The sequence below is a fragment of the Rhodococcus sp. APC 3903 genome (genome assembly GCF_030407755.1).
Taxonomy (GTDB): Bacteria; Actinomycetota; Actinomycetes; order Mycobacteriales; family Mycobacteriaceae; genus Rhodococcus_F; species Rhodococcus_F erythropolis.
This window is the reverse complement of the sequence record NZ_JASDCV010000031.1, coordinates 36,950-52,692: the sequence shown is the minus strand read 5'-3', so window position 1 is coordinate 52,692 and position 15,743 is coordinate 36,950. Positions and strand designations below refer to the sequence as shown.

13 protein-coding genes are annotated in these 15,743 nt (G+C 62.3%); all 13 read left to right on the top strand.

Translation table 11 applies throughout. The features are described 5' to 3' along the window. Window positions 1-554: HNH endonuclease signature motif containing protein (locus QMA15_RS29120; protein ID WP_290287809.1), on the top strand; the 554-nt coding region annotated here is incomplete at its 5' end. 101 nt (window positions 555-655) lie between these two features. Then, a complete protein-coding gene (mftE, locus tag QMA15_RS29115) occupies window positions 656-1,348 on the top strand; it encodes a mycofactocin biosynthesis peptidyl-dipeptidase MftE (protein ID WP_019744248.1) in 693 nt (230 codons plus the stop codon). Between the two features lie 97 nt (window positions 1,349-1,445). Then, entirely contained in the window at window positions 1,446-2,843 is a 1,398-nt protein-coding gene (gene mftF / locus QMA15_RS29110; protein WP_020906864.1) for a mycofactocin biosynthesis glycosyltransferase MftF, read from the top strand. Continuing rightward, window positions 2,840-4,321, top strand: a complete 1,482-nt coding sequence (mftG, locus tag QMA15_RS29105) for a mycofactocin system GMC family oxidoreductase MftG (protein WP_290287807.1) — start codon at window positions 2,840-2,842, stop codon at window positions 4,319-4,321. Before mftF ends, mftG begins: the two co-directional genes overlap by 4 nt. 105 nt (window positions 4,322-4,426) lie before the next feature. Continuing rightward, window positions 4,427-5,740 (top strand): helix-turn-helix domain-containing protein, encoded by a 1,314-nt coding sequence (locus QMA15_RS29100; RefSeq protein ID WP_019744245.1) that lies wholly within the window; start codon window positions 4,427-4,429, stop codon window positions 5,738-5,740. 143 nt (window positions 5,741-5,883) lie between these two features. After that, a complete protein-coding gene (gene adh, locus QMA15_RS29095) occupies window positions 5,884-7,407 on the top strand; it encodes an aldehyde dehydrogenase (RefSeq protein ID WP_007730158.1) in 1,524 nt (507 codons plus the stop codon). A 91-nt stretch (window positions 7,408-7,498) separates the two neighbouring features. Next, complete coding sequence (locus tag QMA15_RS29090; protein WP_019744244.1) at window positions 7,499-8,059, top strand: DUF779 domain-containing protein; 561 nt, start codon at window positions 7,499-7,501, stop codon at window positions 8,057-8,059. Window positions 8,060-8,224: 165 nt separating this feature from the next. Then, window positions 8,225-9,697 carry an ethanolamine permease gene (gene eat / locus QMA15_RS29085; RefSeq protein WP_003941913.1) on the top strand — a complete coding sequence of 491 codons (1,473 nt, stop codon included), beginning with the start codon at window positions 8,225-8,227 and terminating at the stop codon, window positions 9,695-9,697. Next, the gene (locus tag QMA15_RS29080) at window positions 9,694-11,118 is read left to right on the top strand and encodes an ethanolamine ammonia-lyase subunit EutB (protein ID WP_019744243.1); all 1,425 of its coding nucleotides are present in this window, start codon (window positions 9,694-9,696) and stop codon (window positions 11,116-11,118) included. The genes eat and QMA15_RS29080 overlap by 4 nt, the downstream gene beginning before the upstream one ends. After that, window positions 11,115-11,888: an ethanolamine ammonia-lyase subunit EutC gene (eutC, locus tag QMA15_RS29075; RefSeq protein ID WP_290287799.1), complete on the top strand. Its 774-nt coding sequence runs from the start codon at window positions 11,115-11,117 to the stop codon at window positions 11,886-11,888. The genes QMA15_RS29080 and eutC overlap by 4 nt, the downstream gene beginning before the upstream one ends. Before the next feature lie 82 nt (window positions 11,889-11,970). After that, the gene (locus QMA15_RS29070) at window positions 11,971-13,269 is read left to right on the top strand and encodes an HAD-IB family phosphatase (protein WP_069146261.1); all 1,299 of its coding nucleotides are present in this window, start codon (window positions 11,971-11,973) and stop codon (window positions 13,267-13,269) included. Between the two features lie 142 nt (window positions 13,270-13,411). Continuing rightward, the gene (locus QMA15_RS29065) at window positions 13,412-13,951 is read left to right on the top strand and encodes a hypothetical protein (protein ID WP_290287796.1); all 540 of its coding nucleotides are present in this window, start codon (window positions 13,412-13,414) and stop codon (window positions 13,949-13,951) included. A 327-nt stretch (window positions 13,952-14,278) separates the two neighbouring features. Continuing rightward, on the top strand, window positions 14,279-15,556 hold the full coding sequence (locus QMA15_RS29060) for an MFS transporter (RefSeq protein ID WP_020906868.1): 1,278 nt from the start codon (window positions 14,279-14,281) through the stop codon (window positions 15,554-15,556). The last annotated feature ends 187 nt before the right edge of the window (window positions 15,557-15,743 follow it).

Genomic DNA, 15,743 nt, shown 5'->3' with positions numbered 1-15,743 from the left:
ATGAGCGGGCGGGGTTGGGTCCGATCGAGGGCGGGGTGAAACCACACATCACGGTGACCGCGTCGGCGAAGGACGTGACGGATCTGCAGGCCTTGAAAGACCTCCTGCCGTCCACTGAGGAGTTGGGGTTTGCGTGGACGGATTGGGTGGGTCCGATCAGCCTCGACACTGCCCGGATGCTGGCGTGCGACTGCACCGTCACCCGGATTTTGTTGGATGAGAACGGTGTTCCGCTCGACTGCGGTAAGGAAGCGAGAACGGCGACGGTTCCGCAGCGGCGGGCGTTGGCAGTTCGTGATGGCGGGTGCGCGTTTCCGGGGTGTGGGACGCCGTCGGCGTGGTGCGATGCTCACCATATTGTTCACTGGAACGATGGTGGCCCAACAGATCTCGACAACCTGATCTTGTTGTGCGGTCATCACCACCGGACGATGCACCACACCGAGTGGCGTGTCGAGATCGGACCGGATCGGAAGACGGTGTTCTACCCACCGATGTCGGTTGATCCGCACCAGCAGCCGATCGGCGGGAACAGTCCGCCCACCGCGGCGTGAACCGCGACAACTGAAAACTCATACACCGGGGCACAACCATGCCCCGGTGTATCCGCATGCTGTGTTGCGGTGGGAGGGGCCGGCACCAATACGATCGGGGGATGAGTTCTCCGCGTGACCTTGCTGCCATCCCGAGTCCGGCGCTCGAGGGCACTGCGCTCACCGTCGTGGTCCCGGTCGGTTCTTTCGAACAACACGGACCGCACCTGCCTCTCGATACCGACACCCGGATCGCGAGAGCAGTCGCACAGGCTCTGCCCGACGTTGTCGTGGCCCCGGCCATCGAATACGGGGCGAGCGGCGAACACGAAGGGTTTGCCGGCACGATTTCGATCGGTGCCGAGGCTATGGAAACCCTCGTCGTCGAATACGGAAGGTCGGCGTTCAGGTGGACGAAGCGGGTGCTGTTCGTCAACGGCCACGGCGGAAACGGTCCCGCGCTGGCCAAAGCTGTGGCACTTCTTCGATACGAGGGACGTGACGCCGCTTGGGTGCCGTGCGCTGTTGCGGGTGCCGATGCGCACGCGGGGCACACTGAAACGAGCCTATTGCTGCACCTTTCGCCCGATTTGGTGCACATGAGCCTTGCTGAGACAGGAAATTTGTCTCCTATCGCGGACCTGATGCCAGGAATGCGTTCGGGCGGTATGGTCGCTGTGTCGCAAAACGGCGTTCTCGGCAATCCAGTCGGGGCTACCGCCGAAGACGGCGCATACATCTTCGGTGAGTTGGTAGGACGCGTGACGGATGGACTGGCCCGGTGGGAGCCTGGTCCAGATGGGAGGCTTCGGTGACGACCACGACCGAGTGGGGGCGGACGGTCCACCTGCGACGGCTTTCGAGGCTGCGACGAGTTGCAGCACGACGGGCTACGTCCCTTACGATCATCTGATGCGACCAGCAAGACTCCCCGACGGCTTCGGCATTCGGTTGGACCCCAAGGTGCGCACGTACTCGGGCGGCCGGGTGCTCATCGGCGGCTCTCCGACACGGATGCTCAAGCTGGCTCCGACGGCTGCGGCGATGATCGGTGACGGCTTCCTCGAGGTGGTCGACCAGCAGAGCGCTGCGGTTGCTCGTCACCTTCTCGATTCAGGCGTCGCGAATCCTCGTCCGATGTCGACACCGTCTGCGGCAGATGTCACCGTCGTGATTCCGGTCAAGGACAACCAGGCCGGCGTCGAACGCCTACTGCCCGTCCTCAAGGATCTGACCGTCATCGTTGTCGACGACGGTTCGGAAGTGCCGGTGGAGCCCCGTCGCGCCTGCCCGGGCACCGGAACCATCACAGTGGTGCGGCACGAGAGCGCCCGCGGACCCTCGGCAGCGAGAAACTCGGGATTGCGTTCGGCCCAAACACGTTTCGTAGCTTTCCTCGACTCAGACGTCATACCGCGTGCCGGTTGGCTCGAGTTGATGTTGGGCCACTTCAGCGATCCAGGGGTTGCCCTTGTTGCGCCCCGCATCGTCGCCCTCGATCCGTACGGGACGGCGCTGGCGCGGTACGAGAACATGCGATCGTCTCTCGACCTCGGACGCAAAGAAGCTGCGGTGAAGTCGGGAAGTCCGGTCGCCTATGTCCCCAGCGCGGCCGTTATCGTCCGGCGCGACGTGGCACTCGAATGCAACGGTTTCGACGAGAGTCTCGAAGTGGCCGAGGACGTCGATTTCTGCTGGCGACTACAGGCTGCGGGTTGGCGACTGAGGTACGAACCGGTTGCGCATGTCGCCCACGATCATCGAGTTCAGTTCGACAAGTGGTTCGCCAGGAGAGCGTTCTACGGCACGGGCGCGGCGCCGTTGGCTGCAAGACACGAGGGTTCGGTTCCGCCGATGGCGATGTCGTTCTCGACGCTCTTCGCGTGCATCGCCGCCGCAACACTGACCCGTTCCGGTCTTGCGAGTGCGCTGGGCGCTCTGCTCTTCACGGTGTATCGCCTGCGAAAGATGTTCAACGGGCTGAGTCAGCCCACCCGGATCGCAGCGATCCTCACTGCGCAGGGGTTTGTCGGAGGATTCTGGCAACTCGCCTCGGCGATGTGTCGTCACTACTGGCCGGTGACTCTTCTGGCGGTGATCGCTTCCCGTCGAATTCGGCGACTGGCCGTCGCTGCGGCAGTCACCGAAGGTTTGGTGGACTGGTATCGCCACCGTGAGCCAGGCGGGCTGGGTCCGGTTCGGTACGTCTTCTTCAAACGAGCAGATGACATCGCGTATGGAGCCGGACTCTGGCGGGGCGCGTTCGACGCTCGCGACTGGGCGGCGCTGAAACCTCGAATCACCAAGTGACAGAAGCCGACTACGCAGACTTCCTGGTTGTCGGTGGTGGCACGTGTGGCTGCGTCGTCGCAGCCAGGCTCAGTGAAGATCCATCCGCCACGGTGATGCTCCTCGAATCGGGAAGCGGATATCGTTCGGCGCTCGAACTTCCGGACGTCCTGGGTGATCCGTACCGGCTGCCGGTCGGACCTGCGAGCGAATACACGTGGACGTATCCGGTCGAACTGACACCGCGTCGGGCGTCCACGATTGCGCGCGGGCGGACACTCGGTGGGTCCGGGGCCGTCAACGGTGCGTACTTCACGCGCGCGACCCGCGCAGATTTCGAGAACTGGCCGAGTGCTTGGCGATACGACGACGTCTTGCCGTACTTCAAGAAGTCTGAGACGGATCGTGATTTCGAGGGCGAGTTCCACGGGACCGCCGGTCCGATCCCGGTCGAGCGTCGAGCGTGGGACCAACTGCATCCACTGAGCGGTGAGTTTCATGCGGCAGCGCTCGGAGCAGGTTTTCCCGACGACGTCGACAAGAATGCGCCGGACTCGTTCGGCGTCGGCCGAGTGCCACTGAACGTGGCGGATCATCGTCGGATCAGTACTGCGATCGGGTATCTGATGCCGGCGTTGCACCGCCCGAATTTGCGGGTGGAATCCGGAGTGAACGTCATTCGCATCGTATTCTCGGGAACCCGTGCGATCGGCGTCGACGTTCTCGACGACGGCAACGTCCGACGCATTCGTGCCGACCACGTGATCGTGTGTTCGGGTGCGGTGGCGACGCCGCACATTCTCTTGAATTCCGGTGTTGGTCCGGCGGAACAACTTGCAGAGCAAGGAGTTTCCGTCATTCTCGATCGACCTGGCGTCGGCCAGAACTTCGTCGACCATCCGGAAGTGCTGCTGCCGTACCATTTTTCGACGCCTCGTACGATTCGCTCGCAGACACCGGTGCTGGAGACTGCACTCAATCTCACCGAAGTTGAAATCCGCCCGTACACCGCATCTTTCACAGACTTGGTTCCCGGTGTGCCTCGCATGGATCACGGCGTCGGGATGGTCCTCATGGCGCCGCGCAGTCGGGGGAGCATCGAACTGGCATCGGGGGATCCCGCTGGGGCACCGCGTATTCGATACAACTACGTCGCGTCGACGCACGATCGAGCAGCCATTCGGGAAGGAATGCAGATCGCCGAGAACCTTCTCGAGTCGATCGCCGACACCGGGTTGATCGATCGCCCCGTCGTGGAGTACACCGACGAGTGGATCGAATCTCGCCTCGGTACGTCCTTGCACATGTCCGGTAGCTGCGTGATGGGCGCCGAATCGGACCCGTTCGCAGTCGTCGATGATCGGTGCCGTGTGATCGGCGCGGCAGGACTCAGTATTGTTGACACGTCAATCCTGCCGACGATCCCGACCCGCGGCCCACACGCGACCGCGGTGATGGTCGCGGAACGAGCAAGCGCCATCCTGCTCGGTGACGAGTGACCGCGAGTGGCGGCAGGCTAGGTCGACAGTCATACCGAATGGTCGTTCTCGCCTATGGGCTGTGATCGGCGTTACAGTGGTCCACGGAGCGGAGGAACGCAAAATATGGCACGTGAACAGGCTGTGTCCGGCAACCCGTGGGTGGCGGTCAGGCCAGGGGATGACGTCGCGTTACTCGCGCGGCGACTTTCGTCTGCCCATCAGTCGTTCATCGATGCCCGCGGCGTGCCCGGCCAAGGGCTGACCGACGACTCCCATGTCCGTTCGGTCGTGCTCGAGTCCTGGATGCGGAGCCGCAACAAGGGAGTAAATCCTGACGTTGTCGGCAATCCTGAGATGCTCGAGGGGTTGGAACTCGAAAAATATCGGTCCGCGCATCCCATGTCATTGATCCGTCCGGTGATTCGGAAACTCCTGGTGGAAGATGCTGCCGAGACCGGATTGCTGATCGCGATCAGTGACGCACACGGTCGACTGCTCTGGGTGGAGGGTGACAACTCGGCCAAGGACAAAGCGTTGTCCATGAACTTCGTCGAAGGCGCCGACTGGAGCGAAGATCGTGTCGGCACCAATGCGCCGGGAACGGCGCTTGCTCTCGATCACTCCGTACAGATTTTCGGATCCGAGCATTTCAACCGAACCGTGCACGACTGGAGTTGTTCGGCCGCACCCGTCCACGATCCCACCACTGGGCAAATCCTTGGTGCCATCGACATCACCGGTGGTCCCAGGGTCGCGGTTCCCGAAGTGCTGTCGCTGATCCGTGCAACTGTTGCGGCCGCCGAATCGGAATTGCGATTCCACCTCTTGAACTCGCCTATCCCGCTCAGCGCCACGGCTCCGCGCCTCGAAACATTCGGTGCCGGCCGGCCGACGCTGGTTCGCGGCGGTGACCGCATCCCGATTTCGCAGCGTCACGCCGAGATTCTCCTTCTGCTCTCCGAACATCCGGAGGGTCTCAGCTCCGACCACCTTGCGGTCCTGCTCGACGAGGGGGAGCTCGACGCAGTGACCATTCGCGCGGAAATGTCGCGGCTTCGTAAGGTTTTCGGCGCCGACCGGCTGGCTTCGCGTCCTTATCGGATCATCACGGAGTTCACGACAGACGTCGGTGACGTGCGGGCGGCGTTGGATCGCGGAGACGCAGCGACGGCGATGAAACTGTATTCGGGCCCGGTACTGGCAGGCTCGGCCTCCCCGGGAATCGAAGAGGTGCGGGAAGAACTACGCACCAGGGTTCAGGCGGCTCTGCTGCGTGGAGGTGACGCCAACCTGCTGGCCCGGTGGACCACGTCCGTACACGGGCGCGAAGACTCCGTCGTGTGGGAGGCCTACCTGTCCACGTTGGATCCTCAATCTCCGCTGTATTCGCAGGTCCAGGCAAGAATTGATCTCCTCGACCGCCAATTGGGCATCTGAGAATCATCTGCGTTTCTCGCACGCAACGTACTTGCAACGTTGCAACTCCTAGTGTTGTGAATCACACCCCGCCGGGGGGTGGGATTGCAGTCACCGATTTGGTGGGTGCGCCCAGGAAGATCACGTTTACATAGGAGCTTGCAATGACCGTGTACGCCCGCCCAGGTACCGCCGACGCGATCATGTCCTTCCAGTCTCGATACGACAACTGGATCGGCAACGAATGGGTTGCTCCGGTCAAGGGTCAGTACTTCGAGAACCCGACACCGGTGACCGGACAGAATTTCTGTGATGTGGCTCGTTCCACCGCAGAAGACATCGAGCTCGCTCTCGACGCAGCGCACGCAGCAGCTCCGGCCTGGGGCAAGACCTCGGTCGCCGAGCGCGCGATCATCTTGAACAAGATCGCTGATCGTATGGAGGAGAACCTCGAATCCATCGCACTCGCCGAGTCGTGGGACAACGGCAAGCCGATCCGCGAGACCCTCAACGCTGACATTCCGCTCGCCATCGATCACTTCCGTTACTTCGCGGGAGCTATTCGCGCACAGGAAGGTTCGCTTTCGGAGATCAACTCCGACACCGTGGCGTACCACTTCCACGAGCCGCTCGGCGTAGTCGGCCAGATCATTCCGTGGAACTTCCCGATCCTCATGGCCGTGTGGAAGCTCGCTCCCGCCCTTGCTGCCGGCAATGCCATCGTGCTCAAGCCTGCCGAGCAGACGCCCGTCTCGATCCTGCACCTCATCGGCATCATCGGTGACCTGCTGCCTGCCGGTGTGCTCAACATCGTCAACGGCTTCGGCGTCGAGGCCGGAAAGCCGCTCGCGTCGAGCCCGCGTATCAAGAAGATCGCGTTCACCGGTGAAACCACCACAGGTCGCCTGATCATGCAGTACGCGTCGCAGAACCTCATCCCCGTGACCCTCGAACTCGGTGGCAAGAGCCCCAACATCTTCTTCTCCGACGTCCTCGCCTCCAATGACGACTACCAGGACAAGGCACTCGAGGGCTTCACGATGTTCGCCCTCAACCAGGGCGAGGTCTGCACCTGCCCGTCACGTTCGCTGATCCAGGAAGACATCTTCGACGAGTTCCTCGCGATGGCCGCCATTCGCACCAAGGCTGTGCGCCAAGGGGATCCGCTCGACACCGACACCATGATCGGTGCCCAGGCCAGCAACGATCAGCTCGAGAAGATCCTCTCGTACATCGAGATCGGCAAGGCCGAAGGCGCCAAGGTCATCACCGGTGGTGAGCGGGCCGAACTCGGCGGAGACCTGTCCGGCGGCTACTACGTCCAGCCGACGGTGTTCACCGGCAATAACAAGATGCGCATCTTCCAGGAAGAGATCTTCGGACCCGTCGTCTCGGTCACCTCGTTCAAGGACTACGACGAGGCCATCGAAATCGCCAACGACACGCTCTACGGTTTGGGCGCCGGTGTCTGGTCCCGCGACGGCGGAGTCGCGTACCGCGCAGGCCGCGACATCCAGGCCGGTCGCGTCTGGACCAACACGTACCACCAGTACCCGGCACACGCCGCTTTCGGTGGATACAAGCAGTCCGGCATCGGCCGCGAGAACCACCTGATGATGCTCTCGCACTACCAGCAGACCAAGAACCTCCTGGTCAGCTACGCCCAGAAGGCTCAGGGCTTCTTCTGATCGACCCACCGGCACCCGTGAGCCCCTCGCTGCGGGTGCCGGTGCGCAAGACTGCAACACGCGAAACCTGCACAAACACACGGAGGTTGGAATGAGCGCCACGGACACACCCGATACCGGCGCCGTTCCACCCCGGTTGGTGACCACCGCTGGGGCGGCTGACCTGCTACGCCGCCTCAGCGGGACTCACGGCGAACTGATGATGCATCAATCCGGCGGATGCTGCGACGGCTCGGCCCCGATGTGTTATCCCTCAGGCGAATTCATCGTCGGGGACCGTGACGTACTACTCGGAATCGTCGATCTCCGACTTGCGGTCGGAGAGATTCCCGAAGACCTTCCCACCGGAACCGACGCTGTACAGGTCTGGATTTCTGGATCACAGTTCGAAGCCTGGAAGCACACCCAGTTGGTGCTGGACGTCGTGCCCGGCCGCGGCAGCGGATTCAGCCTGGAGTCTCCTGAAGGATTCAGATTCCTCAGTCGAGCAAGGGCATTCACACCGGACGAAAACGAAGCACTCGGCGCGTCGAGCATTCTCGTAGGCGCTGATTGGGAAGCGGGCGTGCGTCCATCGCCCCCGACAGTTCCCCAGGTCGTCGCCGAGGCCGTCGATGCCTGCCCGGTGCCAGGCGCGGCCGCCCGATCGTGAGAACGGCCGCCTGAAGAAGATCTGAACAGACTCGGGGCCGCTCACATGACAGCCAGTTAACAGCACGGTCATCTCCAGGCGACCTTCTCCGTACATCGCCCACATACCGTTCATTTCACGCGACGCATCCACCGTGCGTCGTCTCATTCTTGACTGATTCAGAGGATGGACATGTCTCTTTCCGACCATGCAACCGGCAAAAACGCCGGTGCCGCGGGTGCACACCACGACGGCGCAGACTTCCATGCGGAAGACAATTCGTATCTGGAGAAACGAACACTCCGAAAGGGAACAGCAGGGTGGGTGCTGCTTGCGGGTTTGGGTGTCAGCTATGTGATTTCCGGTGACTACGCCGGCTGGAACAACGGTCTGGCCGAAGGTGGTTTCGGTGGCCTTCTCATCGCGGCCGTCGTCATCGCGGGGATGTACCTGGCGATGGTGCTCGGTATGGCCGAGATGTCGTCGGCGCTTCCGGCTGCGGGCGGGGGGTACACGTTTGCCAGACGGGCCATGGGTCCCTGGGGTGGATTTGCCACCGGCACAGCGATTCTCATCGAGTACTCGATCGCGCCCGCAGCGATCGCGACCTTCATCGGGGCGTACGTCGAGTCGCTGAACCTGTTCGGGATCACCGACGGCTGGTGGGTGTACCTCGCGGTGTACGCGATCTTCATCGGCATTCACCTCACCGGCGCCGGTGAGGCACTCAAGGCGATGTTCATCATCACCGCCATTGCACTCGTCGGCCTGGTCGTGTTCGCGGTTTCGGCTGTCGGCCTTTTCGATTCGTCCAACCTCACCGATATCGCCGTCGACACCAGCGCAGTCGGATCGTCGTCGTTCCTGCCATTCGGTCTGCTCGGAATCTGGGCCGCCGTGCCCTTCGCGATCTGGTTCTTCCTTGCCGTCGAAGGTGTACCGCTGGCCGCCGAGGAAGCACGTGAACCGGAGAAGAACGTCCCCCGCGGCATCATCATCAGCATGTTGATCCTGATCGTCACAGGCGCAACGGTTCTCTTCCTCGCCACCGGTGCGCTCGGCGCCGACGCCCTGTCCACCTCCGGAAATCCGCTCGTCGAGGCGCTGGGGGACAGCGGAGCGGCAAAGGCCGTCAACTACATCGGACTTGCCGGTCTGGTCGCGAGCTTCTTCTCGATCATGTACGCCTACTCACGTCAGACGTTTGCGCTCTCCCGCGCCGGCTACCTGCCGAAGAACCTGTCGGTGACCAACAAGCGCAAGGCCCCCACTCTCGCGCTCGTCGTTCCCGGAATCATCGGCTTCGCGCTCTCACTCACCGGTGAAGGTGCCATGTTGCTCAACATGGCGGTGTTCGGCGCGGCAGTCAGCTACGTCCTGATGATGGTGAGTCACATCGTTCTTCGTAAGCGTGAGCCGAACATGCCGCGCCCGTACCGCACGCCCGGCGGTATCGCCACCACCTCGTTTGCGCTCGTGATCGCGGCAGTGTCGGTGGTGGCCACCTTCCTGGTAGATCCCGTTGCGGCATTGCTGACGTTGGTTGCCTTCGGAGTTCTGATGGCGTACTTCGGTCTCTACAGTCGTCACCACCTTGTTGCCAACTCGCCGGACGAGGAGTTTGCTGTACTTGCACAGGCGGAAGAAGAATTGGGATGAGTCGCGGGATGGCCAAGTATCACCAGCAGGTATCCGGAACCAACTACTCGTTCGACGGTCTCGTCGATCTGATGGCAAAAGCGACACCACTGCGGTCGGGTGACGAACTAGCCGGTTGCGCGGCAAGCTCCGATGCTGAACGTGCTGCTGCCCAATGGGTTCTGGCTGATCTTCCGTTGACGGTGTTCCTCGAAGATCTGTTGGTTCCGTACGAGGACGACGAGGTGACCCGGCTCATCATCGACAGCCACGATCGCCTCGCATTTGCGCCGGTGGCCCACCTGACTGTTGGCGGATTACGGGACTGGCTGCTCGAGACTGCGTCGGCGCCGGAAGCTTCAGCACGCTTGTCTGCCGTGAGTCCCGGTCTGACCCCCGAGATGGTAGCCGCGGTCAGCAAGATCATGCGCAATCAGGACCTGATCGCCGTCGCCAAGGCCATCACGGTCACCGCGGGGTTCCGCACCACCATCGGTCTGCCTGGACGGCTGAGCACCCGACTCCAGCCAAACCACCCGACGGACGATCCACGCGGCATTGCGGCGGCCACATTGGACGGTCTCCTGATGGGATGTGGCGACGCCGTCATCGGCATCAACCCTGCGACGGATTCACCCCAGGCCACCTCGGACCTGCTCCACCTGCTCGACGACATCCGTCAGCGATTCGAGATCCCGACTCAGTCGTGCGTGCTCTCTCACGTGACCACCACGATCGGACTGATCGAATCGGGGGTGCCGGTCGATCTTGTCTTCCAATCGATTGCCGGTACCGAAGGCGCCAATTCCGGTTTCGGAGTGAACATTCCGCTACTGCGCGAAGGTAACGAGGCCGGACGCTCCTTGAACCGCGGAACGGTCGGCAACAACGTCATGTACCTCGAGACAGGGCAGGGGTCCGCCCTCAGTTCAGGTGCCCACTACGGCACCGGCGGAGCCCCGGTCGATCAGCAGACACTCGAGACCAGGGCATACGCCGTGGCTCGAGATCTCGAGCCGCTGCTGGTCAACACGGTGGTCGGTTTCATCGGTCCCGAGTACCTCTACGACGGCAAGCAGATCATTCGCGCGGGCTTGGAGGATCACTTCTGCGGAAAACTCCTCGGGCTGCCGATGGGAGTGGACGTCTGCTACACCAACCACGCCGAAGCAGATCAAGACGACATGGACAACCTCCTCACCTTGCTGGGCGTCGCCGGCGCGGCGTTCGTGATCGCGGTGCCCGGCGCCGACGACGTGATGCTCGGCTATCAAAGTCTGGCGTTCCACGACGCGTTGTACGTGCGTAAGGTCCTCGGTTTGCAGCCCGCCCCGGAGTTCGAGACCTGGCTCCACAACTTGGGGATGACCGACGCAAACGGTCGGGTTCTTCCGATCGACGCCGAAATGTCGCCGCTGCGGGCTTTGACGGTGAACTCATGACCGAAGATCAGGCGCCGATCCTCGATTTCTGGGGTCCACTGCGCAAGACCACACAATCGCGTATCGGGCTGGGGCGTGCCGGAGATTCGTTGCCCACCAAGCGGGTTCTCGAATTCAAGGCAGCACACGCCGCAGCCCGCGACGCAGTGCACGAGCCACTCGATTCCGAGACTCTCGCCAGTCGGGTCGACGGGCTGGGTATCGGGGCACCGGTGGTAGTCGCGAGCAGCGTCTCCACTCGCAGCGAGTATCTCCGGAGACCCGACCTGGGTCGCCAGCCTGCTGACCTGAGCGCGATCAAGAGCTCCGACAAGGAAATCGGGTTCATCCTCGCCGACGGACTCTCCCCGCGAGCACTGATGGACCACGGCGAGCAACTACTGTCCGCGTTGGTCACGGTGTTGGGGGAGCGGTACTCGATTGCGCCGCCGGTGATCGCCACGAATGCCCGTGTGGCACTGGGTGATCACATCGCCGCCGCGATGGGAGTGCAGACGGCGATCGTCCTGATCGGCGAACGTCCAGGGCTCTCCGTTGCGGACAGCGTCGGGATCTATCTGACTCACCTTCCGCGCGTCGGTCGTACCGACGCGGATCGAAACTGCATTTCCAATGTCCACCCACCCGAGGGCCTCGGATACGAGCAGGCTGCTCGTGTCGTCCTGGGGTTGGTGACGGGAGCGCGCCAATTGGGCCGCTCCGGCGTCGACCTCAAGGACACCTCTCGCGCCGACGCCGTTGCGTCGGGAGAAGTGCTGACGCTCGACTAGTTGACAGCTGCACGGCATACCCGGGTCGATCGACACTCGGGTATGCCGTCGTACCCGAATCACGACGAAAATGAGGGAATCGATGTTCCGTTCGCTGCATGCCCGCGCCCTGTGTGCGTTGGCCGTAGGTAGTGTCCTGTTGAGTGCAACTGCATGTAGTTCGGCCGAGAGTGCCACGAAAGAGGATGCGGCGCAGAGTGGTTCATCCTGCGCGGTGTTGGATCCCAGTCTGGCGTGGTACGGCGACAACCGTGTGAGGTTGGATGCCATGATGACGGAGTTCGGAACGTGTGGAGCTGCAGGTGATGTCGATAACGGCGCTCCGTTGGCGCTCTTCGACTGGGACAACACAGTTGTCAAGAACGACATCGGAAGCGCCACTGCATTCTGGATGATCAAGAACAACAAGGTGTTACAGCCCGTGGGAGCGGACTGGGCAACCACCAGTCGCTTCATGACTCCAGCCGGCGCTGCCGCACTTTCCGCCGCGTGTGGCTCGGAGACCGCCGCGGGTCAACCCTTGGTAACCAGTACCGACTTGGACTGCGCTGACGAGATCGTTGCGGTACTCGAGGAGAAAACTCGCGACGGACAGGTTGCATTCGACGGCTACGATCACCGCCGGACCAAGGCTGCGTACGCGTGGGCGGTGCAGTTGATGGCAGGGCACACCGAGGGCGAGATCACCGAGTACGCCCGCGCAGCGCGCGCTGAGAATCTCGCTGCCGCAGAAGGATCCGATCAGACCGTCGGTACCACGGAAGTCGACGGTTCGGTGCGTTACTACGCGCAAATCGAAGATTTGGTGAAATCACTCGGCGCTCATGGATTCGACGTGCGGATCATCTCCGCGTCGGCCGAACCGGTCGTTCGAGTCTGGTCGGAGCAGCTGGGATTGGATGCCGATCACGTGATGGGAGTTCGGCCGATCGTCGAAGGCGGCGTTCTGACGGGGCGCCTGCGGGGATGTGGTGGGGTTGCGGACGGTGACGACTCGGTCATTCCGTACATCGACGGGAAGCGGTGTCAGGTCAACGAGGTTGTCTACGGGGTCCAAGGGCCTACGGCGTTCGAGCAGTTGCCTGCCGATCGGCGTCAGGTGTTTGCTGCCGGTGATTCTGTCACCGACGTGACGTTCCTCGGAGATGCGACCGGTGCGCGTCTGGTGATCAACCGCAACAATCCCGAACTGATGTGCAATGCCTACGACAACAGTGACGGAAAATGGCTGGTCAACCCCATGTTCATCGAACCGAAAGCACAGGCGGATGCTCCCTATCACTGCTCGACCGATGCCTACACTGACGCGGCCGGGGCCAAAGGCGCCGTAACTCGTGCGGACGGCAGCGTGATCCCCGATCAGGTCGATTCCGTCGCGTGACAGTCGGCTTGCTGCGGTGACTTCACAACGATCGATCGGCGTGTGATCTGATTCTTTCGAGCCCTTTGTCGGGCTGCGGAAACCCACGGGTGTCCGCTGTGATGCTGGAGCCGCAGAGGCGGCACGTGAGTAGGAGAAATCGATGGCCTTCGCTGGCAATGTGGACGAGTTGGCACTGCTCCAAGCAGTGCGTCTCAAGGAGCGGGTCGGAGCGGTTGTACTGGCCGAGCATTTGGGCGTCAGCGCAGCGTCCGGTCAAGCTGCGTACGACGCACTTGTCGCGCAGGGTAAAGCGGCCGAAGCAGAAGGTGCCATCAGCCTGACCGAGAAAGGCCTCGCGGAACTCGAAGATCAGTTGGACGCTGAGCGGGTCTCGATCGACGAGGACTCCATCGGCGAGGTGTACGAGGCTTTCGTTCCGCTGGACGAGGAGTTCGTTGCACTTATCGACGACGCAGACGCGAATTCCCTTGCCGAGCTGGACCGCCGGGCTGCAAACCTGTTCGACGATTTGTCGACATTCGTTCCGCGGTTGTCCCGCTACCAGGATCTCTTCTCGGATGCTCTCGCGAAAGTTCAAGCGGGGGAGTCCAAGTGGATTTCAGAACCGATCATCGACTCCTACGCCACGGTGTGGGGAGAGATCCGTCAGGAGCTTTTCGGGGCTGCCGGAAAGGCTTGATTCGTAGCGCTGGACCTGACGCAGTTCAGCGTGGGCCGTCCGATTCGTGTGAACGAATCGGACGGCCCACGGCATGTGAAGAGCCGTGAAACTCGTTACCATTGCATACAAGTCGTGACCGAGATCACTCCTACCCCCTTTCGGGGGTAGTGCAGGGGTGAGCCACATCACTACCTTTCCTCCTATCGACGGTGATGCCCACAGGGCGACACCACGGGACCACGGAGGAATCGAGTGACCACAGTCTCTCCCACAGGCGGCAACAGCGCCGCCGGCGCCGGGGGTGCGAGTGCCGCAGGCGCGACACAACCCCCGCAGACCACCAGTGTGCGGCGCGTCGCGATCGCGAGCTGCATCGGCACGACCATCGAGTTCTACGATTTCTTCATCTACGGAACTGCTGCGGCACTTGTCTTTCCGACGGTATTCTTCCCCGCGCTCGGTGCCACCGCGGGAACCGTCGCATCGTTTGCGACCTTCGCAGTCGCATTCATCGCCCGGCCCGTCGGCGCAATGCTGTTCGGACACTTCGGTGATCGCATCGGTCGCAAGAAGACTCTGATCTCGACGCTCCTGCTCATGGGTATCTCGACGCTCCTGATCGGCTTGCTGCCCGGTGCGGCAACCATCGGTGTTGCGGCTCCGATCATCCTGGTGCTCTTGCGATTCGGCCAAGGCTTCGCGGTCGGTGGTGAATGGGCAGGCGCAACTCTGCTCACCGCGGAATACGCCCCACCGGGCAAACGTGGTCTGTATGCGATGTTCCCGCAGCTCGGCCCTGCAATCGCCTTCGTGCTCTCGAGCAGTACATTCCTCATCACCGGCGCTGTTCTCGGCGACACCAATCAGGCCTTCCTCGACTACGGCTGGCGTATCCCGTTCTTGTTCTCCATCGTGTTGGTCGGCATCGGCCTCTACATGCGACTCGCTATCGAGGAGACCCCGGTCTTCAAGGCGGAGCAGGCAGAGCGCGTTGCAGAGCAGAAGAACGAAGCACCTCGCACCCTCCCGTTCCTGGATGCCTGGCGGTTCCAGACCAAGGAGATCCTGCTCTCGGCCGGCGCCCTCGCTTGCCTGTTCGCGTTCTTCTACATGGGCACGGCGTTCCTCACGAGCTACGGAACCAAGACCCTCGGCTTCTCCCGCCCGTTCGTCCTGTCGGTCGGTATCGCGTCCGCCTTCGTCTTCGGTGCGGCGATCATCGTCTCCGCCTTGTACTCGGACCGCATCGGGCGTCGCAAGGTCATCATGATCTCTTGTGGTCTGGCTGTGGTGTGGGCGCTCATTCTGTTCCCGCTCCTGGACACCGGAACACCGATCGCGTTCATCCTCGGAATGTTCGGCACGCTGATGATCTTCGGAATCGCGTACGGCCCCTGTGGTGCGCTGCTTCCGGAAATGTTCCAGACCCGCTACCGCTACACCGGTGCCGGCCTCGGCTACAACCTCGCCGGAGTGCTCGGTGGCGCAGTGCCGCCGCTGATCGCCGCACCGCTGGCCTCGGCCTACGGGAGTATGGCCATCGGAATCATGTTGGCAATCCTCGGCGTGGTGAGTCTGGTCTGCACCTGGGCGCTCGTCGAGACCAAGGACCACGCCCTGTAAACACTGTGCGCCTTTATTAACCGCCGGCGGTTAATAAAGGCGCACAGCAGGCGGGTGGGGTGTCCGGACTTCGAACAGTTACAGGCACCCCGCACCGGGAAGTATGTCGTGCATCACACCGAATCGAGTAAATTCGTAGATGAGAGGGTCCGCTGCGGCGGCCCCTCTCATAGGTGCCTGAACAGGT

Excerpts from the sequence above, each read along its gene's own strand:
- QMA15_RS29065 (WP_290287796.1), top strand. The coding sequence starts at position 13,412 with ATGGCCTTCGCTGGCAATGTGGACGAGTTGGCACTGCTCCAAGCAGTG.
- adh (WP_007730158.1), top strand. The coding sequence starts at position 5,884 with ATGACCGTGTACGCCCGCCCAGGTACCGCCGACGCGATCATGTCCTTC.
- QMA15_RS29080 (WP_019744243.1), top strand. The coding sequence starts at position 9,694 with ATGAGTCGCGGGATGGCCAAGTATCACCAGCAGGTATCCGGAACCAAC.
- QMA15_RS29090 (WP_019744244.1), top strand. The coding sequence starts at position 7,499 with ATGAGCGCCACGGACACACCCGATACCGGCGCCGTTCCACCCCGGTTG.
- mftF (WP_020906864.1), top strand. The coding sequence starts at position 1,446 with ATGCGACCAGCAAGACTCCCCGACGGCTTCGGCATTCGGTTGGACCCC.
- eutC (WP_290287799.1), top strand. The coding sequence starts at position 11,115 with ATGACCGAAGATCAGGCGCCGATCCTCGATTTCTGGGGTCCACTGCGC.
- QMA15_RS29100 (WP_019744245.1), top strand. The coding sequence starts at position 4,427 with ATGGCACGTGAACAGGCTGTGTCCGGCAACCCGTGGGTGGCGGTCAGG.
- QMA15_RS29070 (WP_069146261.1), top strand. The coding sequence starts at position 11,971 with ATGTTCCGTTCGCTGCATGCCCGCGCCCTGTGTGCGTTGGCCGTAGGT.
- eat (WP_003941913.1), top strand. The coding sequence starts at position 8,225 with ATGGACATGTCTCTTTCCGACCATGCAACCGGCAAAAACGCCGGTGCC.
- mftE (WP_019744248.1), top strand. The coding sequence starts at position 656 with ATGAGTTCTCCGCGTGACCTTGCTGCCATCCCGAGTCCGGCGCTCGAG.